Genomic DNA, 19,971 nt, shown 5'->3' on the forward strand with positions numbered 1-19,971 from the left:
TTTCCTCATCCTGAGGAGGCCTCGAAGAGGCCGTCTCGAAGGACGAGGAAACCCGATTTCGCGCGTATTATTCCTCACCCGGTCGCCGGCCGCTACGCTCGATCTAGTAAAGGCCGCCGGTGCCGCTGCCGACCTGTTGATCCACGTCGCGTGGCGTGTCGAGCGCCCGCGGGCCGCCGCCGCCGGAATAGGCATCGGGCGGCGCCGTGCCCGGCTTGAACGCTTCGAGGATCGTGCCCGCTCCCGACGAACGCAGCCCCGAATGCACGTCGACGGAAATGAGCTTGATTCCCGGCGGCACGCGGAACGGCGTGTCAGGCTTATCCTTCAGCGCAACCGTCATGAAGTCGCGGAAGATCGGCGCGGCGAATTGCGCCGCCTGTGCGTGGCTGCCGAGCGAGCGCGGCCGATCGTAGCCAATGAAGACCCCGACCGCGAGATCGGGCGAGAAGCCGACGAACCAGAGGTCTTTCGCGTCATTTGTCGTGCCGGTCTTGCCGGCGAGATGCTTGCCGACCGCTCTGATCGAAACGCCGGTGCCGCGCTGGATCACGCCTTCCATGATCGAGGTGATCTGATAGGCGGTCAGCGGATCGAGCACTTGTTCGCGCTTGTCGACGAGTTTGGGTTCGAGCTGGTTTTCCCATTGCGCCGCATCGCAGCCGATGCATTGGCGCTCGTCGTGGCGATAGAGCGTCTTGCCCCAGCGATCCTGAATGCGGTCGATCAACGTCGGCTTGATGCGCTTGCCGCCGTTCGCCAGCATCGAATAGCCGGTGACCATCCGTAAAAGCGTGGTTTCGCCGGCGCCGAGCGCCATCGAGAGATAGGGCGTCATCTCGTCATAGACGCCGAAGCGCTTGGCGTATTCGGCGATGAGCGGCATGCCGACGTCCTTCGCCAGACGCACCGTCATCATGTTCTTCGAATGCTCGACTCCGTAGCGCAGCGGATGCGCGCCGGTGCCGTGGCCGCCTTCGAAATTCTCGGGCGTCCAATAGGTGCCGTCCGCTTGCTGGATCGAAATCGGCTCGTCGAGGATCGACGAAGACGGCGTGTAGCCATTGTCGAGCGCCGTCGCATAGACGAAGGGCTTGAACGAGGAGCCGGGCTGGCGCAGCGCCTGCGTTGCGCGATTGAACGACGACTGGTCGAAGGAGAAGCCGCCGACCATCGAGAAGACGCGGCCCGTGTGCGGGTCCATCGCCACCATCGCGCCGGAGATGTCGGGAATTTGCCGCAGCCGATATTGGCCGGGGGCGTGGCCGGCGAACGGCTCGACATAAATGACGTCGCCGGGGCTTAGAGCCGAACGCGGGCTGCGGCCGGCCCAGCGCATGCCTTCCGCAGTCAAAACGCCGGTCTCGCGTTCGCGCGCCACTTCGCCGGATTTCTCACGTCCCGGCTGGAGGCCGATACGCGCCGAATCGCCCGATACGTCGAGCACGACGGCGAGGCGCCACGGCTTGACGTCGCCGAGCGCCGGAATCATTGCGAGCGTCTCGCCCCAGTCCGATGAGATGTCGATGTGGTTCATCGCGCCGCGGAAGCCATGCGCCTCGTCGAAGCGCACCAGACCGTCGGCCAGGGCCTTTCGCGTCCAGGCCTGCATCTTGGGATCGAGCGTAGTGCGAACCGAGAGTCCGCCCTCGTAAAGCTTCTTCTCGCTATATTGCTCCAGCAGCTGACGGCGCACTTCTTCGGCGAAATAGCCAGCGACATAGGTGTTGGGCGAGAGAACGCGCGGATTGACGCCGAGCGGCTCGGCCTTCGCCTTGGCACCCTCTTCGGCCGTCACATAGCCGTCGGCGATCAGGCGATCGATGACATAGTTGCGGCGCTCGATGGCGCGCTCGCGATTCTGAAACGGATGATAATTGCTCGGCGCCTTGGGAAGCGCCGCGAGATACGCCGCTTCGGCAAGCGTGAGTTCATTGACCGATTTGTTGAAGTAGTTGAGCGCGGCGGAGGCGACGCCATAGTTGCCGAGCCCAAGATAGATTTCGTTCAAATAAAGTTCGAGAATCTTGTCCTTGGGATAGGCCGCCTCGATCCGGAAGGCGACAAGCGCCTCGCGAACCTTGCGCTCGATCGAGCGTTCGTTGCCGACAAGGAAGTTCTTGGCGACCTGCTGCGTGATGGTCGACGCGCCCTGCATATGGCGGCCGCCCTGCGCGAGCACGGTCACGGCGCGCATCACGCCTTCAGGGTCGACGCCGATGTGATTGTAGAAATTCTTGTCTTCGGCCGAGATGAACGCCTGCTTCACCAATTGCGGAATAGCGGAGCCTGGCAGGAACAGCCGGCGCTCATGCGAATATTCTGCGAGGATCGAGCCGTCGCCGGCATGGAGTCTTGTCGTCACCGGCGGTTCGTAATTGCGCAGCTGCTCAGTGTCGGGCAGGTCCTTGGAGAAATAGTAGATCAGCCCCCCGGCGGCGAACGACCCGATAAGGAAGACGATCGTCGCGGTCGCGAAGACGAAGCCCAAAAACCTTGCGAGCATTCGCATGAAATATCACCCTTAGAGCGGCCGGCGCCGGGCGTCGGCTAGCGTTTCCGATGTTGAATTCGATTTCGCGAAGTCGGGGAAGGGCCCCGGCCGGCGCACAGCCGGTTCCTCCGGCTCGGATATAGTGAGCGATTGCGCGTTTTGCGTCGCCTTCTTTAAACAACGCCCCAAACAACGCCCCTTTGCATCATTCCGCCGTTTGGCGGGTTTCGGCGTCGGTGACCTGCCCAGAGCAAGCGAACGCCGACGGTCACGAATTGCCGCGACGCCGGCGGCATTTATCCGCAAAGCAAATATATGGCGTCGCATTAGCGTTGTTCGGCGCCTGCGACGCCCGGGCGGTCGTGCGTCGCGACGGTCTCCATGTGCCGCTATTTTGTGTTTTATTGTGGGCGCGCCGCGCCGGCGGGACCATTTGCCGGAGCCCGCGCCTCGCGGCTGCGCTTGCTGATAAAGACGTCGACGGCTTCGGCGGTTTTCTGCGCCGCGCGCTCGCGCCATTCCTGGGAGGTCAGCCGGGCGAGGTCCTTGTCGCTCGAGAGATATCCGAGCTCGAGCAAGACCGATGGAACGTCAAAGGCTTTGAGCACGACGAAGCCTGCAGAGCGATTGGGATTTTTATTAATCGCGCCGACCTCCTTCCAAAAGGAGATCAGCGAATGTGAAAACTGGCGACTGTAGGCGCGGGTCTCTCGTCGCGTCAGTTCGAACAATATGTCTCCAACCTCATCGGCGTCCGCCTTGCTTTCGAGGCCGGCGGCCTGGTCCGCGAGGTTTTCCTTCTCCGCCATCCGCGCCGCTTCGGCGTCCGACGCGCGCTCCGAAGCGGTGTAGACGGTCGCGCCTTCGACATGGGCGGCGGCGAGCGTGTCGGCGTGGACCGAAACAAACAGCGACGCATTGTTTTCGCGGCCGATTCGCACGCGTTCGGCGAGCGGCAGGAACGTGTCGTGGTCCCTGGTCAGCAGGACGCGCGCTCGGCCGCCCTCCTCGATCTTCTGCCGCAGCGCCAGCGCGAATTCGAGCACCACGTCCTTTTCGAGTTCCCCGTGCTTGCCGGTCGCGCCCATATCGAGCCCGCCGTGGCCGGGATCGATGACGACGACCGGCTTATCCGTGGATGGCTTGACCGCCTGTGGCGTCAAGGTCGGCGCTGGCGGCTCGCCAGACTGGCGACGGGCCTCTTCGGCAATCGTGGCGAAATAGGCAGGGCTGGTCGGGGCGAGTTCGACGACGAGCCGCGGTCCGCTCGCCGCCGGCTCGCTGTCCGCCTTGAGTATCTTGGCCGGTCCCGTCAGATCGATCACGACGCGCGAGCGTCCCGGCGCGAATATCCCGTAACGGTAGGATTTTATGAGCTTATCACCTGGAGATAGGCCCGCGTTCGCCTCCATGCGAAAGAGCACCTGAGGCAAATCGACGATAATGCGCGGCGGATTCGCCACCGGATAGGCGGTCACCGGCGGCAGGCCCGTGAGATCGAAGACTAGGCGGGAACGATCGTGAAGCGCCTCAATCCGGGCGGTGAGCGCAGAGATTTCCTTCTGGCGTTCGTCGGCCGCGGCGGCTTGCGCAAGCCAGCCGGCGACCGCGAGCGCCAGAATAAACAATCGTTTGGCCCCTGCGCGCAAAGCGATCCTGCTCACGTTGGTCCTTAAATTGGTCCGGCGACCTCCAATTTGAAAGAGCGTCCTTAACGCATCGTTAGCCTATCTGAAAGCCGCCAACTCTGGGACACTTTCTCCGCCAATTTTTTGGTGAATAGCCGAGGCGGCGCTTGCGCCGACCGAATCCGATCGATATGTAGGGTGAAGGCTGCGGGAGTTCCGTGGCGCGATAATTGCCGCGCAGTGCGGCCGTCAAATCGGGCCAGCGGAATTTCAGGACAGTTGACATCTTTCCGTCGCGCCGCCTAGCGCAAGCTGCGACGTTTGATCGCCGCCTTAAGGCGTCGCGAAAGGTTTTTTGACGATCTGATGGCGAGAACCGTGACAGGCGCCAGTAAAGGCCTTTTCTCCGAGCGGATAATCCGCGCGGTGGGGCGCGGTTTCGCCAAAAGCATGGCCTCTCGGCTCGTTCGTCAATTCTGGGGGGCGGGGCGCAGCGCGCTTCCTCTTCCCACCGGCGCGCGCGTCGGCCAGCGTATCGCAGGCTTCAGGCCTGTCTCCTTTATCCTCACAACAAGCGTTCGCGCCTTAAAGCTGCGCCAAAGAGCGGTCGCCGAGTCCCCACCCGGACTCAGGCTTGCCCCGTCGGCGTCATCGCGCGCGGCGCCGCAGAAGAGTTCCCCATGGCTAATAAGATGCTCATCGACGCCTCCCACCCGGAGGAGACCCGCGTAGTCGTTCTACGCGGAAACCGCGTTCAGGAATTTGATTTCGAGGCTGCCGACAAAAAACCGCTGCGCGGCAATATTTATCTCGCGAAAGTCACGCGCGTAGAGCCGTCCCTGCAGGCCGCCTTCGTCGACTATGGCGGAAACCGTCACGGCTTTCTCGCCTTCGCCGAAATCCATCCCGATTATTATCAAATTCCGGTCGCCGACCGGCAGGCGCTGCTCGAAGAAGAGAGCCGCGCCCACCAGCTGGCGGACGAGGAAGAGCGCGCGCCTCACAGTCGCGACAGTCGTGGACGGCGTTCGCGCCGCCGCCAGTATGAAGGCGCCGAAAAGCGCGCCAACGCCGACGAGGCGGTGACGAGCGAGCCTGTCGACGACTCGGTCGCGACGTCGATCGTCGTCGAGGACCAGGCCGAGACGGGTTTCGCCGACGCGCCGGACGCCGAAACCGAAGCGGAAGCCGCTGTCGCAGCTTCGCCCGCCGCGATCGAGACGGAAGCGCCGGCTGTCGAGCCTCTCGCGGAGGAGGCGGAGGCTCAGACCGAAAGCGTCGCCAGCGAGACCCAAGTTGCGCCGAGCGAGGAGGGCGAGCCGCCCGTCCTCTCGGCGCAGCATGAGCAGATTTCCATCGATCCCGCCGGCTTCGGCTCGGTCGAGACCGGCGAGGCCGAGGAGTTCGTGCTGCAAGCCCCCGAGCCCGACCATGAGTCGAAAGCGCGCCGGCAGGACGAGCGTGACGCGGCGCGCGAACGCGCCCGCGAAGAATCGCAAGACGAAACGGCGGACCTCCATGCCCGCGTCGAAGCTCCGGTCGAGGAGCACGATGAGGAAGAGCACGACGACGAGGAAGATCAGGTCGAACATATCGGCGGCGACGCCATGGACGAAGCGCCCTATCGCGCCCCCCGCGCGCGCCGTCAGTACAAGATTCAAGAAGTCATCAAGCGCCGTCAGGTGCTGCTTGTTCAGGTCGTCAAGGAAGAGCGCGGCAACAAGGGCGCCGCGCTCACGACCTATCTTTCGCTCGCCGGCCGCTATTCGGTGCTGATGCCCAACACCGCGCGCGGCGGCGGCATTTCGCGCAAGATCACTGACGGCGCCGACCGCAAGCGTCTCAAGGAGATCGTCCATGATCTCGAAGTGCCGGAGGGCATGGGCGTCATTCTGCGCACCGCCGGCGCGACCCGCACCAAGCAGGAGGTTAAGCGCGACTTCGAATATCTGCTGCGACTGTGGGAGAGCGTGCGCGAACTGACGCTGCGCTCCTCGGCGCCGACGCTCGTCTATGAGGAAGGCTCGCTCATCAAGCGCGCCATTCGCGATCTTTACGGACGCGACGTCGAGGAAGTGGTGGTTTCCGGCGAAGACGCCTATCGCGAGGCGAAAGACTTCATGCGCATGCTGATGCCGAGCCACGCCAAGAACGTGCGCCCGCATCGCGAACCTTTTCCAATTTTCGCCGAGAGCGGCGTCGAAGCCCAGCTCGACGCGATGTTCTCAAACCATGTCACGCTGAAGTCGGGCGGCTATCTGGTCATCAACCAGACCGAGGCGCTGGTCGCGATCGACGTGAACTCGGGGCGCTCGACGCGCGAGCACAATATCGAGGACACGGCGCTTCGCACCAATCTCGAGGCCGCCGATGAAGTCGCGCGGCAGCTGCGGCTGCGCGATCTTGCCGGTTTGATCGTCGTCGATTTCATCGACATGGAGGAGAGCCGCAACAATCGCGCCGTGGAACGGCGGCTCAAGGACGCCTTAAAGAGCGACCGCGCCCGCATTCAGGTAGGTCGCATTTCGCATTTCGGATTGCTCGAAATGTCGCGTCAGCGCATCCGCGCCGGCGTCGTCGAAGGCTCGACGGTGCCCTGTCCGCATTGCGCCGGCGCCGGCCATGTGCGGTCCACTGCTTCGATCGCGCTACATGTCCTGCGCGTGCTGGAGGAGGCGCTTGTCAAGAGCGCAGCGCATGACGTGACGCTGCGCACCCGCGCCGTCGTGGCGCTTTATATCCTCAACCAAAAGCGCGCCCATCTGCAGGATCTGGAGAGCCGCTTCGGCGTGCATATCACGGTCGCCGCCGACGATACGCTGACCGGCGCGACCTATCACGCGCTCGAGCGCGGCGAACTCGCGACTGGACCGCGCGTGTCGCAGCGCGATGCGCCGCTGCGCGTCGACTCGGTCCGCGCCGAACCATTGGAAGAAGAGGCGGTCGACGACTCGGCCGCCGGCGAAATCTTGGAGGCCGAAGAGGAAGGCGCCGAGGCGGGCGGTGAACCGCGTCGACAGGAGAACGGCGGCCGGTCGCGCTTTGCCGCCGAAGACGACGCCGCGTCGCGTGGCCGACGGCGGCGCCGTCGCCGTGGTCGCGGCGGCGCGCAGGGCGGAGAGCAGCAGGCGCCCGGCATCGAGCAGCCGTCCGACGAAGGCCTCGCATTCATGGCGGCGATCGAGGGTGCGCCGGCGCCGACCGAAGAGCGGCCCGACCGTCGCGGCGGCAGACGCGGCGCGGGCCGCGGTCCGGACCGCGGTCCCGGCCGCTGGCGGCGATCGGCGCCTTTGCCGGAGGAATTCAAAGATCCTTCCGCGGTCTTCCCGCTCGACGAGACGGGCGAAGACGCTCAGGCGCTGATATCTTCGCGCGAAGATGCTGCACCGGAGTTTCCTCCCGCAGTCTCGGCGAACGGAACCGAAGCCGCGCCGCTCGCAGAAGGACCTGCGCGCGAAATTTCGACGGAGATCGTTCCGCGCGAGGCGCTGGCGCCTGAGCCAGAGCCGCAGCCGGTTGTGCAGCGCGAGGCGACGGAAGTCGTCATTACTCAAGCCGACCCCAACCGTCCGAAGAAAGGCGGTTGGTGGCAGCGAGTGCGCACGCCTTTCGGCGGCTAACCTTTGAGCCACGCCTCCAGGCGGGCGACGCCCTCGCGCACGTCGGCCTCCGGTCCGGCGTAGGAAATCCGCAGCGTCTTCCCGCCCCGGCGCGGATCGAAATCGAGACCGGGCGTCGTCGCGACGCCGGCCTCATGCAGCATTCGCCGAGAGAAGGTGATTGAGTCGTCGGTGAATCGCGACACGTCGGCATAGATGTAAAAGGCGCCGTCGGGCGGCGCGAATTTGTCCAGCCCCAATTGCGGAAGCCGATCGAGCAGGAAAGTGCGGTTGCGCGCATAGGCGGCGCGGTTGGCCTCCAATTCGTCGCCTGCCTCGAAAGCGGCGAGCGCCGCCCGCTGCGACAAGGTCGGCGCGCAGATCGCGAGCGACTGCTGCAGGCGCTCGAGCGGACGCATCAGCTCGGGAGGCGCCACCAGCCAGCCGAGCCGCCAGCCGGTCATCGCGTAATATTTCGAGAAGGAATTGATGACGAGCGCGCGATCCGAAAAGCGCAGTGCGGTTTCCGCCCGCATTTCATATTCGAGCCCGTGATAGATTTCGTCGGAGACGAAGACGATTCCGGCTTCGTCGCAAAAGGCGCAGATTTGCGCCAATTCGTCGCGCGCAATCATCGCCCCGGTCGGATTGGCCGGACTCATGAAGAGCGCGCCGTGAAGCTTTTTCTCGCGATGGGCGGCTTCGAGCATCGCGGCGGTGGGCGCAAAGCGCGTCTCCTCGCCGACGTCGAGCAGCACCGGCTCCAAGCCGAGCGCTGAAAGAATATTCGCATAAGCCGGATAGCCAGGCGCGGTGACGGCGATGCGCGCGCCGGAGTCGAAGGCGGCGAGAAAGGCGATGAGAAAGCCGCCGGACGAACCGGTCGCAATGATGACCCGGTCGGGGGCGACGTCGACGCCATAACGCTCGCCATAGTGACGCGCGATGCGGGCGCGAAGTGGCGCGTCGCCGAGCGCCTCGCCATAGCCGATCGCGCCGTGGCGCAGTGACTCAATGGCGGCCTCGCGGACGCGGCGCGGGGCTGCGACGCCGGGTTCGCCCAGCTCCAAATGGACGATGCTGCGGCCGGCGCGCTCTAACGCCTTGGCGTCGCGAAGCACGTCCATGGCCATGAACGGCGCGACTTGGGAGCGATTTGAAGGAACGAAGGGCAAATTCATGCGACTGTTCTATTTCCGATTTCGTTCGGGCGCACGTTCTGCCGTGCGCCATATGATATGAGCGGCGCGCCGCGCTAGCGTTTTAAGGAGCATTCGTGGCCACCAGCAAAGAGTTTCGCCGCATCGCATTGTCTCTAGAGGGAACGGGCGAAGCGCCGCATTTCGACAGAACCGCATTCAAAGTCGCGCGGAACTACGCGACTCTTGCGGCCGATGGGCTGACGGCGAATTTGAAATTCACCCCTGACGAGCAGGCGTTCAAATGCATGATGGCGCCGCAGGCGTTTGCGCCCGTCCCCAACGCCTGGGGACGGCAGGGATGGACCACGATTCGGCTCGAAGCGGTTGATATCGCCGAACTGCGCGACGCGCTTGAAACCGCTTGGCGCGGCGCCAGACACAAAAGGACCAGCAAGAAAACGCAATGTACGAATTAAGCGCGGCCGAACTCATCCAAAGACTGTCGATCGCGCTGGCGATCGGCTTGCTGATTGGCGTCGAACGTGGCTGGGCGTCGCGCGACGAGGCGGAGGGCGAGCGCGCAGCCGGTCTGCGCACGCATGGGCTCGCCGGCCTGCTTGGCGGCGTGTGGGGCGCGATCGTCCAGCCATACGGCGCTATCGGCGTCGTCGCATTGGCCATCGCCTTCGTTTTCGTCGGCGCGTTGATCGGCGCTTATCGCTTCCGCGAAACTATGCATGACAAGACCTATGGCGCAACCACCGCTGTTGCGGTCTTGCTTGCCTTCTCGCTCGGGGCCTATGCGGTCGTCGGCGATATTCAGGCGGCCGTCGCCGCGGCGGTGGCGACAACGGCGATTTTGGCGCTCAAGCCGTTCCTGCACGGATTCGTCGAGCGCATCACTTGGGACGAACTGCGTTCCGGCGTGGCGCTGCTCGTCATGAGCTTCATCCTGCTTCCGGTTCTGCCCAATCGCGCCATTGATCCTTGGGACGCGGTGAACCCGTTCGAATTGTGGCTGATGACCGTTCTGATCGGCGTGATTTCCTTCGCAGGCTATGTCGCCGTGAAGCTGGTCGGCTATCGACGCGGCGTCGCTGTCGCCGGCATGGCGGGAGGGCTGGCGTCGTCCACCGCCGCAACGGCGGCGATGTCGCGGCTGGCGCGCGAACATCCTTCGCAAATGGGCGCTTGCGCGGCGGGCGCGATTTTCGCGAATGCGATCATGGCGCCGCGCGTCCTCGCCATTGTCGCCGTCATCAACCCGCCGCTCGCCTGGCGCCTGGCGCCGCCGGTCATTGCGGCCGGCGTTCTTTTTGCGCTCGCTGGCGTCTTTCTGCTGCGACGAAGCGCAAGCGAGCGTCCCGGGGAATCGAGCAGCCTTGCCGTCGCCAATCCGCTCGATCTTGTCGCGGTGCTGAAATTCGGCGCGCTGCTCGCGACAGTGATGGTGCTGTCGCGACTCGCGACTCATTTCGCGGGAAGCGTTGGCGCTTATGCGTTGGCGCTCATTTCCGGCATCGTGGACGTCGACGCGATTACGCTCACTATGGCCCGCCTCGGCGCAACCGAGATCGGCGCAAGGGCGGCGGCCGGCTCTGTATTGCTGGCTCTGCTCTCGAACACGACATCAAAAATGGTGATGGGAACAGCGATCGGCGGCGCCGGGATGGGACGCCGGCTCGCCGCCGCTTCGATTCTCGCGCTCGTCGGCGCCCTTGCGGCGCTATGGCTGTCGAGCCTTGCCGCGGATTCGCTCACACGGCCGCAGTGATCCACCGCGACAATTCGCCCTTGGGGGCGGCGCCGACCTTTTGCGCGGCGGCCTTGCCGTCCTTGAACAGAATGAGCGTCGGAATCGACCTTATGCCGAGCTTGCTCGCCACCGCGGGATTTTCGTCGATGTTGAGCTTAACGACTTTGATTTTCCCCTTCATTTCGGCAGCGATCTCTTCGAGCGCCGGGGCGATCATACGGCAGGGACCGCACCACTCCGCCCAAAAATCGACGACCACCGGCTCGGCTGATTTGAGCACTTCCTGTTCGAAAGTTGCGTCAGTGATTTTTTGCGTGGTCATGGCCAGCCTTTCATCGGGACTGCTTTGTTTCGCGTGCGCGAAAAGTAGGAAGCGCGTCATCGCCCGTCAAGGCGACGGCCCGCGGCTCCGGTTCAGGTCGATTGTAGATAGTCTGCGCGGCGTAGAGAATCGCTTAACGACTGAATCACAGGTCGACAAAACACAAAGAGCGGGGATGGCGTCCCGCCGCTCCCCGCTCTTTGGCACCCCGTCCTTAACCGAACTGAATCGCCAAGCTCCGAAGTCTTAAGTCGCTCCGATAGCCTGTTCGCGGGCTCTTGTTCGAACCTTGGCGAACCGCGTTCTGTTCGGCGTCCTCCCCGACTTGGACCGTAGCTGGGCCTAATTCCTGCGACGCATTCGACGCTTAGGCTTTTACCCAACCAACCTGGCGAGCGCACACTATGACAAAACACTCGGCCTGTCACTTCAAAAATGAAGCAGTTTGGCGAATTTTGTGATGCGGCGCCGATGATTTAGGCGACCGACTGCACCGCGTCAAATTGGCGCAATGCGGGAGGTCGGGGACTGTCCGCGCGCCGCTGTTGTGGCGCGTCACAATGGAATGTTGTCGTGCTTCTTCCAAGGATTCTCGAGTTCCTTGTGACGAAGCAACGCAAGCGCGCGCGCGATTCGTTTGCGCGTCGAACGCGGCATGATGACTTCGTCGATGTAGCCGCGTTCGGCGGCGACGAAGGGGGACAGAAATCGGTCTTCATATTCCTTGGTGCGCTGAGCGATTTTCTCTGGATCGTCGAGGTCGGAGCGGAAAATGATTTCGACTGCGCCCTTCGCGCCCATGACCGCGATCTGCGCCGACGGCCAGGCGTAATTGACGTCGCCGCGAAGATGTTTCGACGCCATGACGTCATAGGCGCCGCCGAACGCCTTGCGCGTGATCAGCGTCACCTTCGGCACCGTCGCTTCGGCATAGGCGAACAGCAGCTTCGCGCCGTGCTTGATGAGACCGCCATATTCCTGCGCGGTGCCGGGGAGAAATCCCGGCACGTCGACGAAGGTGACGATCGGAATGTTGAAGCAGTCGCAAAAGCGCACGAAGCGCGCCGCCTTCTTGGAGGCGTCGATGTCGAGCACGCCGGCGAGCACAAGCGGCTGGTTGGCGACGATGCCGACGGTGCGTCCTTCGATGCGGCCGAAGCCGACGACGATGTTGCGCGCATGGGCGCCCTGGATCTCGAAGAAGTCGGCCTCGTCGACGATCTTATGGATGAGCTCCTTGATGTCGTACGGCTTGTTGGGATTATCCGGAATGATCGTGTCGAGCGATTCGTCGAAGCGGTCGACTTCGTCGAAAGCCGGCCACTCCGGCGGCTCCTCCTGATTGGAGGAGGGGAGAAAATCGATCAGCCGCCGCATTTGCAAAAGCGCTTCGACGTCATTGTCGTAAGCGCGATCGGCGATCGAGCTCTTAGTCGTATGCACCGAAGCGCCGCCGAGTTCTTCCGCCGTCACGGTCTCGTTCGTCACGGTCTTCACGACGTCCGGTCCGGTCACGAACATGTAGCTCGTGTCGCGCACCATGAAGATGAAATCGGTCATCGCCGGCGAATAGACGTCGCCGCCGGCGCAGGGGCCCATGATCACCGAAATTTGCGGGATGACGCCGGAGGCCAGCACATTGCGCTGGAACACTTCGCCATAGCCGCCAAGCGCTGCGACGCCTTCCTGAATGCGCGCGCCGCCGGCGTCGAAGAGGCCGATGATCGGGGCGCGATTCTTGAGCGCCATGTCCTGCAGCTTGGTGATTTTCTGCGCGTGAGTCTCCGAGAGCGAGCCGCCGAAGACGGTAAAGTCCTTGGCGAAGACGAAGACGGCGCGGCCGTTGACGGTTCCCCAGCCGGTGACGACGCCGTCGCCCGAGATTTTCTCGCCCCGATCCATCCCGAAATCGGTGCAGCGATGGGCGACGAACATGTCGAACTCTTCGAACGATTCATGATCGAGCAACAGTTCGATTCTTTCTCGCGCGGTGAGCTTGCCACGAGCATGCTGCGCTTCGATGCGCTTTTGTCCGCCGCCCAGACGCGCGGACGCGCGCCGCTGTTCGAGCCCATCGAGAATATGTTTCATGTTCTGGCCTGTTGCTGATGATGACTGATGTCGGGCGCGCCTAAAGCTTGCGCGAGCCAAGCCGCCAGCGCGCGATGTCGGCGCTGGTCAACATGTAAAGCCTGTCCGGCGAGGTCCGCTCGGCGAGTTTCACGAGTTCGGTGCTGACGCCCATCATCGCCGCATAGCGCGACAGCGTCTTGAGCATGCCGCCATCATCCAAATTGCGCTCGCGAACGAAGCCGCCTTCGGCGACATCGAAATTCGTCGAATAATTGAACATGCGGTGCACGCCGACGCTGCTTTGCGCCGGGATGACGCGCTTCCGGCCGCCCATCAGCGCATAGACGCAGGCCGAATAGCAACGGCCCGAAACAAGCGCCATGGTGCGCGATCGATCGGCTGCGGGACGGGCGACGATGACGGCCATGCCGAGCTTGCGGAAGGCCTGGCCGAGCTCCATCGAAGCGACGACCTTGCCGCCGGGCGAATCGAGCAGCACGATTCCATGCAAATTTCCCCCGCGCGCGTTTTCGCGCACGAAGGCGAGAAAGGCGTCGGGCGTCGCTTCGCCGATTTCGCCTTGCGCCGCGATCACCTGCGGGCCGCCAGAATTCAAATCGATGACGCGAAAGCTCATTTCCTCGGCGCGCGCCGATGAGGCGGCGGCGAGGCATAGAGCGAGCAGGACGGTTTTGATCAGTTTCATCCTGGCGGCCTTCTTTGGTCCGAGCAGCCTAAAGCGAAGTGCCGCGCTGGTGGGCGGTGACGGTCTCGAACCGCCGACCCTCTCGGTGTAAACGAGATGCTCTACCAACTGAGCTAACCGCCCCAAACAACGCGACATGCGGCCTGCGAGGTTTTAAGGGCGGGGTCGGCGCGAAGCAAGCCGGACCAAAACGACGGCCGCCGGAACGCCGACGGCCATCGTGCGAAGTTCTGGAAAACGCCTGCGGCGCCAGCGCCTGCCTGCGCAGGAGGCTACTTGGCCTTATTGAGCGCGGTCTTCAGCGTCGCGCCGGGTTTGAAGCGGGCGCTCTTCGATGCGGGAATCTTGATCTCTTCGCCGGTCGCCGGATTGCGGCCCTTGCCGGCCGCGCGCTTCTTGACCGAGAAAGTGCCGAAGCCGACGAGGCGGACTTCGTCGCCCTTCTTGAGGGCCTTGGTGATGCCGTCGATGACGGCGTCGATGGCGGCGGCCGCCGCCGCTTTCGAGCTGTCCGTCTCGTTCGCGACGTGCTCGACGAGTTCCAGTTTGTTCATGGCTTTTGTCCTTCTGTTTCGCTGCGAGCCGCCCGGCGTGGAATGCGCGACCTCGAATCGGCATTGAGCAGCGATGGCGAGTGTTGGTCGCGAATCGCAGGAAATGCAAGGGATGCCGGCCGTCAAAGGCCCAGAATCGCTGGATTTCCGGAGGAAATGGCCGCTGCGACGCGAAATGGCCATGCAATCCGGGGGCTGCGGCGCGTGCGTCAACGGCCGGAAAGAAAAGAGCCCCGCTTTTCAGCGGGGCTCTTAAGCCTCGGGTCAGAACCGCCGTCGGTCAGTGTGCGCGCACGCCCGACCCGTCTTCGTCGCCGATGGCGGCGCCGTGCTTGGCGATGGCGGCTTCGTCTTCCCGCCATTCGATCGGCGTCGGCTGGGAGACGAGCGCGTGCCGCAGCACTTCATCCATGCGCGCAACCGGGACAATCTCCAGGCCGTTCTTCACCGCGTCGGGGATTTCCGCCAGATCCTTGGCGTTCTCCTCGGGGATCAGCACCTTCTTCAAGCCGCCGCGCAAGGCCGCAAGCAGCTTTTCCTTCAAGCCGCCGATCGGCAGCACCCGGCCGCGCAGGGTGATCTCGCCGGTCATGGCGATGTCGCGCTTGACGGGAATGCCGGTGATGATCGAGACGATGGCGGTTGCCATCGCCACGCCCGCCGACGGCCCATCCTTGGGCGTCGCGCCTTCCGGCACATGCACATGGAAGTCGCGGCGATCGAAGACCGGCGGTTCGACGCCGAAGTCGACGGCGCGCGAGCGGACATAGGACGCGGCCGCGGAAATTGACTCTTTCATCACGTCGCGCAGATTGCCGGTGACCGTCATCTTGCCCTTGCCGGGCATCATGACGCCTTCGATCGTCAACAGCTCGCCACCGACCTCGGTCCAGGCAAGTCCGGTCACGACGCCGACCTGATCCTCGAGTTCGGCCTCGCCATAGCGGAATTTCGGCACGCCGAGATAATCCGAGAGGTTCTCGTTCGTGACGACGATCTTCTCCTTTTTCTTAAGGAGGATCTCCTTGACCGCTTTGCGCGCCAGATTGGAGATTTCGCGCTCCAGATTGCGCACGCCCGCTTCGCGCGTATAGCGGCGAATGAGGGTGAGCAGGCCGTCGTCGGCGATCATCCATTCTTCAGGCGCAAGACCATGCTTATGCACCGCATTGGGAATGAGGTGCCGGCGCGCGATCTCGACCTTTTCGTCTTCCGTGTAGCCGGCGATGCGGATGATTTCCATACGGTCCATCAGCGGCGGCGGAATGTTGAGCGTATTCGCCGTCGTTACGAACATGACGTTCGAAAGGTCGTAGTCGACTTCGAGGTAATGATCGTTGAACGTGGCGTTCTGCTCCGGGTCCAGCACTTCGAGCAAGGCCGACGACGGATCGCCGCGGAAGTCCATGCCCATCTTGTCGATCTCGTCCAGAAGGAAGAGCGGATTGGATGTCTTCGCCTTGCGCATCGACTGGATGATCTTGCCGGGCATCGAGCCGATATAGGTGCGCCGATGTCCGCGGATTTCCGCTTCGTCGCGCACGCCGCCAAGCGACATGCGCACGAATTCGCGGCCCGTGGCCTTGGCGATCGACTTGCCGAGCGAGGTCTTGCCGACGCCGGGCGGGCCGACGAGGCAGAGGATCGGGCCGGTCAGCTTGTTGGCGCGGCTCTGCACGGCGAGATATTCGAGGATGCGCTCCTTGACCTTCTCGAGGCCGAAATGCTCGGCGTTGAGCACTTCCTCCGCCTGTCCGAGATCCTTTTTCACCTTGGAGCGCTTGCCCCATGGAATTGACAGGATCCAGTCGAGATAGTTGCGCACGACGGTGGCTTCGGCCGACATCGGCGACATCTGCCGCAGCTTCTTGAATTCAGCGAAGGCCTTGTCGCGCGCTTCCTTGGAGAGCTTGGTGTTCTTGATGCGCTCCTCGAGTTCGGCGAGGTCGTCCTTGCCTTCCTCGTCGCCCAGCTCCTTCTGGATCGCCTTCATCTGCTCGTTGAGATAATATTCGCGCTGCGTCTTCTCCATCTGGCGCTTGACGCGCGTGCGAATGCGCTTCTCAACCTGCAGCACCGAGATTTCGCTCTCCATCAGCGACAGACATTTTTCGAGACGCCGCGCGACGCTCAGCGTCTCGAGCACATCCTGCTTCTCGGCGATCTTGACCGAAAGGTGAGACGCCACCGTGTCGGCGAGCTTCGAATAGTCGTCGATCTGCGTGACCGCGCCGACGACCTCGGACGAGACCCGCTTGTTGAGCTTCACATAGCTTTCGAATTCGGCGATCACCGAGCGGCCGAGCGCTTCGACCTCGACCGGAGAGCCAAGATCGTCGACGAGAACTTCGGCGTCGGCCTCATAATAATCGTCCGCGCGCGTATACGTGCGCACGCTGGCCCGCGCCACGCCCTCGACCAGCACCTTCACCGTGCCGTCGGGCAGCTTCAGAAGCTGCAATACCGAGGCGAGCGTCCCGATCGAATAGATGGCGTCCGTCGAGGGGTCGTCGTCGCCCGCGTTCTTCTGGGTCGCCAGAAGAATAAGCCTGTCGGATTTCGTCACCTCTTCGAGCGCGCGGATGGACTTCTCTCGCGCGACGAAAAGCGGGACGATCATGTGCGGAAAGACGACTATGTCGCGCAGCGGCAGAACCGGATAGCTTTCGATGGCTCCGGGCGTGACGGCGTCTCGCTTTTCGTTCGACATTTTCTTGTCCTGTCCTAGACCACGCCCCGCTCAGGCGGCGACGCGAGACCGCGGGCGATTTGGGTTTGAGGCCGCGATGCGGTCGCCCGCCGACGTCGCGCCATAAAAGACCGCCCGCGATCGCGCCAGACGGCCTCGCTAACGCAAATGGTATACGCAAACAATTGATTCAAGTCGCTGCGGCGCGGAAGCTCATTGCCGGGAGCATGGCTCCCTTTACTGCAGCGCGTCAGGCGCTCGCGCCGCTTTTTTCGCTGCGCTCGGCGTAAATATAGAGGGGCCGGGCTTTACCCTCGACGACTTCCGGACCGATCACAACCTGTTCAACGCCCTCCAACCCTGGCAGATCGAACATTGTGTCTAGCAAGATTCCTTCCATGATCGAGCGCAGGCCGCGCGCGCCGGTGTGGCGTTCGATCGCCTTGCGGGCGACGGACGACAGCGCGTCGTCCTGGAAGGTCAGTTCGACGTTTTCCATCTCGAAGAGCCGCTGATATTGCTTGACCAGCGCGTTTTTGGGCTCGGTGAGAATCCGTTTGAGCGCTTCCTCGTCGAGATCTTCGAGCGTCGCGATGACGGGAAGACGGCCGACAAATTCAGGAATGAGCCCAAATTTGAGCAGGTCTTCGGGCTGCACCTGCCTAAAAATGTCGCCGGTGCGTCGTTCGTCAGGCGCCTGCACGGTCGCCGCGAAACCGATCGAGGTGTTGCGGCCACGGGCGGAAATGATCTTTTCGAGCCCGGCGAAAGCGCCGCCGCAGATGAAGAGGATGTTCGTCGTGTCGACCTGCAGGAACTCCTGCTGGGGATGTTTGCGTCCGCCCTGCGGGGGAACGGAGGCGATGGTGCCCTCCATGATTTTCAGGAGCGCCTGCTGCACGCCTTCGCCCGAGACGTCGCGGGTGATCGAGGGGTTGTCGGACTTGCGGGAAATCTTATCAATTTCGTCGACATAGACGATGCCGCGCTGGGCGCGTTCGACATTATAGTCCGACGCCTGCAAAAGCTTCAGGATGATGTTTTCGACATCCTCGCCGACATAGCCCGCCTCGGTCAGGGTGGTGGCGTCGGCCATGGTGAAGGGCACGTCGAGAATGCGGGCGAGGGTCTGCGCCAGCATGGTCTTGCCCACGCCGGTCGGACCGACCAGCAGAATATTGGACTTCGCGAGCTCCACGTCGCCGTGTTTCGTCGCGTGGTTGAGGCGCTTGTAATGGTTGTGGACCGCGACAGAGAGAACGCGCTTCGCCTGGGCCTGGCCGATGACATAGTCGTCCAGAACCTTACAAATCTCTCGTGGGGTGGGAATGCCGTCGCGTTGCTTAACGAGCGAGGACTTGTTCTCCTCGCGAATGATGTCCATGCAGAGTTCGACGCATTCGTCGCAGATGAACACCGTCGGTCCGGCGATAAGCTTACGCACCTCATGCTGGCTCTTGCCGCAGAAGGAACAGTACAGCGTGTTTTTGGAATCGCCGCCGCCGACCTTGCTCATCTCGTTCTCCTATCGGGCCGGCGCGCCGGGCGAATCAGCCCGAACACTTTTGTTACCGGCGCCAAACTAACAAAAGGTGGAAGCGGTTGGCGTTCCCGCTCCTCATCCGTTCCGGCTCCCAATCCATCGTTTCGGTCGTCAGCGACGAGCGCCCGAGAACTATGACTGGCGAGTGTATTTTAGACGACGGTCAAATTGCAACCTGCGCCGGAAATTCCCTTAAAGCAAGATTGGCGCCCGAGCCGCCGGCTCAGGCGGTGAGGATTTTGGGGACCCGGTTGAGCCGCAACCGATAGGCGTCCGGCATGCCGCTGCCGAGCAGCGGGCGAAGATAGAGCCGGAAGGCGTCGGTGACGTCCGTGCCGCAGGGGCTAATATATTCGTCCGGCATGACTTTTGTCTTCGCCGCGATCTCCTCGAGCGGCGTCAACCGATAGTCGACGGAATAAAAGCCGGTCCGGTGGATCGTCACCGAGCCGTCGCGGTCGCCCCAAATGGCGTATTGCACCGCCTTTTCGCCGACTTCGCGGGCCTCGCGCTGGTCCACGTCGGAGACGCAGCCGACGAAGCTCCTCTGCACATAGCCGAAGGTGTCGGCGCGCACCCGCTTGAACCCCAGCCGGTCCTTGACCAGCCGGGTGAGCTCGTCGGCGAGCGCGCCGCCGCCGAGATGGACATTGCCGTGATCGTCCCGCTCGACCGACTTGGCCAGCTTTTCGGCGATCGGCGTATGGTTCTCGTCGCAGACGCCTTCCGAAATCGCGATGACGCAGCGGCCGTATTTGGTCATCGTCGCCTTCACGTCGGCCAGGAATTTATCGACGATGAAGGCGCGCTCGGGGATGTAGATGAGGTGCGGGCCGTCGTCGGGAAACTTCTTGCCGAGCGCCGAGGCGGCGGTCAGAAATCCGGCGTGGCGACCCATGACGGTGGCGATATAGACGCCGGGCAGGGCCCAATTGTCGAGATTGGCGCCGGCGAAGGCCTGCGCCACCCAGCGCGCCGCCGAAGGAAAACCCGGCGTATGGTCGTTGACCATCAGATCATTGTCGATGGTTTTGGGGATGTGAACGGTCCGCAGCGGATAGCCGGCGCTTTGCGCTTCCTGCGAGACGATTCGGACGGTGTCGGATGAATCATTGCCGCCGATATAGAAAAAGCAGCCGATCCCATGCGCGCGCAGGACGCGAAAGATTTCCTGACAATATTTGAGGTCGGGCTTGTCGCGCGTCGAACCGAGCGCCGAAGAAGGGGTGTTGGCGACGAGTTCGAGATTATGGGTCGTCTCCTGGGTGAGGTCGACGAAATCCTCATTGACGATCCCGCGCACCCCGTGGAAGGCGCCATAAACCCGCTCGACCTCGCGAAATTTGCGCGACTCCAGCACGGCGCCGACCAGCGACTGGTTGATGACGGCGGTGGGGCCGCCGCCCTGGGCGACGAGCACTTTGGAAAAATCGATAGCGGTCACGACAAGCTCCTGAGAACCTGC

At 63.1% G+C, this 19,971-nt stretch carries 12 protein-coding genes, 1 tRNA gene and 1 pseudogene; 3 read left to right on the forward strand and 11 right to left on the reverse strand.

Annotation, left to right across the window (positions count from 1 at the left end):
- Positions 1-103: 103 nt before the first annotated feature.
- Complete coding sequence (locus AB7I51_RS01505; protein ID WP_428402793.1) at positions 104-2,512, reverse strand: penicillin-binding protein 1A; 2,409 nt, start codon at positions 2,510-2,512, stop codon at positions 104-106.
- Positions 2,513-2,895: 383 nt separating this feature from the next.
- Positions 2,896-4,158 carry an N-acetylmuramoyl-L-alanine amidase gene (locus tag AB7I51_RS01510; RefSeq protein WP_428402792.1) on the reverse strand — a complete coding sequence of 421 codons (1,263 nt, stop codon included), beginning with the start codon at positions 4,156-4,158 and terminating at the stop codon, positions 2,896-2,898.
- 644 nt (positions 4,159-4,802) lie between these two features.
- Between AB7I51_RS01510 and AB7I51_RS01515 the strand changes: the two genes are divergently transcribed.
- A complete protein-coding gene (locus AB7I51_RS01515; RefSeq protein ID WP_428402791.1) occupies positions 4,803-7,742 on the forward strand; it encodes an Rne/Rng family ribonuclease in 2,940 nt (979 codons plus the stop codon).
- On the opposite strand, the gene AB7I51_RS01520 is transcribed toward AB7I51_RS01515, so the two are convergent.
- Positions 7,739-8,902 carry a pyridoxal phosphate-dependent aminotransferase gene (locus tag AB7I51_RS01520; protein WP_428402790.1) on the reverse strand — a complete coding sequence of 388 codons (1,164 nt, stop codon included), beginning with the start codon at positions 8,900-8,902 and terminating at the stop codon, positions 7,739-7,741. The genes AB7I51_RS01515 and AB7I51_RS01520 overlap by 4 nt on opposite strands.
- Before the next feature lie 95 nt (positions 8,903-8,997).
- Between AB7I51_RS01520 and AB7I51_RS01525 the strand changes: the two genes are divergently transcribed.
- Complete coding sequence (locus AB7I51_RS01525) at positions 8,998-9,339, forward strand: MmcQ/YjbR family DNA-binding protein (protein ID WP_428402789.1); 342 nt, start codon at positions 8,998-9,000, stop codon at positions 9,337-9,339.
- Positions 9,327-10,637, forward strand: a complete 1,311-nt coding sequence (locus tag AB7I51_RS01530; RefSeq protein WP_428402788.1) for an MgtC/SapB family protein — start codon at positions 9,327-9,329, stop codon at positions 10,635-10,637. The genes AB7I51_RS01525 and AB7I51_RS01530 overlap by 13 nt, the downstream gene beginning before the upstream one ends.
- Here the strand turns inward: AB7I51_RS01530 and trxA are convergent.
- From trxA to AB7I51_RS01570, 8 genes and pseudogenes are all read right to left on the reverse strand, one after another.
- Entirely contained in the window at positions 10,621-10,941 is a 321-nt protein-coding gene (gene trxA, locus AB7I51_RS01535; RefSeq protein WP_409978818.1) for a thioredoxin, read from the reverse strand. The two genes, AB7I51_RS01530 and trxA, sit on opposite strands and share 17 nt — an antisense overlap.
- Positions 10,942-11,496: 555 nt before the next feature.
- Positions 11,497-13,032 (reverse strand): acyl-CoA carboxylase subunit beta, encoded by a 1,536-nt coding sequence (locus AB7I51_RS01540; RefSeq protein ID WP_428402787.1) that lies wholly within the window; start codon positions 13,030-13,032, stop codon positions 11,497-11,499.
- Between the two features lie 40 nt (positions 13,033-13,072).
- Positions 13,073-13,720: a hypothetical protein gene (locus AB7I51_RS01545; RefSeq protein WP_428402786.1), complete on the reverse strand. Its 648-nt coding sequence runs from the start codon at positions 13,718-13,720 to the stop codon at positions 13,073-13,075.
- Between the two features lie 47 nt (positions 13,721-13,767).
- Positions 13,768-13,843: transfer RNA gene (locus AB7I51_RS01550), tRNA-Val, on the reverse strand.
- 149 nt (positions 13,844-13,992) lie between these two features.
- Positions 13,993-14,286: pseudogene (locus AB7I51_RS01555) on the reverse strand (HU family DNA-binding protein); the annotation flags it as partial.
- 268 nt (positions 14,287-14,554) lie between these two features.
- Positions 14,555-16,984 (reverse strand): endopeptidase La, encoded by a 2,430-nt coding sequence (gene lon / locus AB7I51_RS01560; RefSeq protein ID WP_428402785.1) that lies wholly within the window; start codon positions 16,982-16,984, stop codon positions 14,555-14,557.
- 229 nt (positions 16,985-17,213) lie between these two features.
- The gene (gene clpX, locus AB7I51_RS01565; RefSeq protein WP_409978822.1) at positions 17,214-18,479 is read right to left on the reverse strand and encodes an ATP-dependent Clp protease ATP-binding subunit ClpX; all 1,266 of its coding nucleotides are present in this window, start codon (positions 18,477-18,479) and stop codon (positions 17,214-17,216) included.
- Positions 18,480-18,729: 250 nt separating this feature from the next.
- Positions 18,730-19,950 (reverse strand): 6-phosphofructokinase, encoded by a 1,221-nt coding sequence (locus AB7I51_RS01570; RefSeq protein WP_428402784.1) that lies wholly within the window; start codon positions 19,948-19,950, stop codon positions 18,730-18,732.
- Between the last annotated feature and the right edge of the window lie 21 nt (positions 19,951-19,971).

It is taken from the genome of Methylocystis sp., assembly GCF_050246715.1.
GTDB lineage: Bacteria > Pseudomonadota > Alphaproteobacteria > Rhizobiales > Beijerinckiaceae > Methylocystis.

What these genes read in the sequence shown, in the direction of transcription:
- AB7I51_RS01505 (WP_428402793.1), bottom strand. Translation starts at nt 2,512, where the DNA reads ATGCGAATGCTCGCAAGGTTTTTGGGCTTCGTCTTCGCGACCGCGACG.
- AB7I51_RS01515 (WP_428402791.1), top strand. Translation starts at nt 4,803, where the DNA reads ATGGCTAATAAGATGCTCATCGACGCCTCCCACCCGGAGGAGACCCGC.
- AB7I51_RS01520 (WP_428402790.1), bottom strand. Translation starts at nt 8,902, where the DNA reads ATGAATTTGCCCTTCGTTCCTTCAAATCGCTCCCAAGTCGCGCCGTTC.
- AB7I51_RS01530 (WP_428402788.1), top strand. Translation starts at nt 9,327, where the DNA reads ATGTACGAATTAAGCGCGGCCGAACTCATCCAAAGACTGTCGATCGCG.
- trxA (WP_409978818.1), bottom strand. Translation starts at nt 10,941, where the DNA reads ATGACCACGCAAAAAATCACTGACGCAACTTTCGAACAGGAAGTGCTC.
- AB7I51_RS01540 (WP_428402787.1), bottom strand. Translation starts at nt 13,032, where the DNA reads ATGAAACATATTCTCGATGGGCTCGAACAGCGGCGCGCGTCCGCGCGT.
- AB7I51_RS01545 (WP_428402786.1), bottom strand. Translation starts at nt 13,720, where the DNA reads ATGAAACTGATCAAAACCGTCCTGCTCGCTCTATGCCTCGCCGCCGCC.
- lon (WP_428402785.1), bottom strand. Translation starts at nt 16,984, where the DNA reads ATGTCGAACGAAAAGCGAGACGCCGTCACGCCCGGAGCCATCGAAAGC.
- clpX (WP_409978822.1), bottom strand. Translation starts at nt 18,479, where the DNA reads ATGAGCAAGGTCGGCGGCGGCGATTCCAAAAACACGCTGTACTGTTCC.